Source organism: Rhodoblastus sp. 17X3 (assembly GCF_030056575.1).
Lineage (GTDB): Bacteria > Pseudomonadota > Alphaproteobacteria > Rhizobiales > Beijerinckiaceae > Rhodoblastus.
The window spans coordinates 1-602 of record NZ_JASHHX010000069.1; the positions used below are offsets into that span (position 1 = coordinate 1).

Genomic DNA, 602 nt, shown 5'->3' on the forward strand with positions numbered 1-602 from the left:
GCCTGGCGCTGGTGGGCCATGCGCAGTTCCGGGCGGGTCTTGGCGATGCGCACCGATTGCGCGGCGGCGGCGCAGACGGCCGGCGGCAGGGCGGTGCTGAAGATGAAGCTCGGGGCGAAGGAGCGCACGGCGTCGCAGATCGCCGGCGAGGCGGCGATATAGCCGCCGATCACGCCAAAGCCCTTGGCGAGCGTGCCCTCGATCACGTCGATGCGGTGCATCTGGCCTTCGCGCTCGGCGACGCCGCCGCCGCGCGCGCCATACATGGCGACCGCATGGACCTCGTCGATATAGGTCATGGCGTTGTATTTTTCGGCGAGGTCGCAGATTTCCCTGATCGGCGAAATGTCGCCGTCCATGGAATAGAGGCTCTCGAACACGATCAGCTTGGCGCGCTCCAGCGGCTGTTCCGCGAGCAGCTCCTCGAGATGGGCGACGTCATTGTGGCGCCAGATCTTGCGCTCGGCGGAGGAGCGGCGCACGCCCTCGATCATCGAATTATGATTGAGCGCGTCGGACAGGATCAGGCAGTTCGGCAGCAGGTCGGCGATGGTCGAAATGGCGGCGAGATTGGAAATCCAGCCCGAGGTGAAGACCAGGGC

At 65.9% G+C, this 602-nt stretch carries 1 protein-coding gene; it reads right to left on the minus strand.

The genetic code is table 11. The features are described 5' to 3' along the window. Positions 1 to 602: aminotransferase class I/II-fold pyridoxal phosphate-dependent enzyme (locus tag QM467_RS19815; protein WP_283368055.1), on the minus strand; the 602-nt coding region annotated here is incomplete at both ends.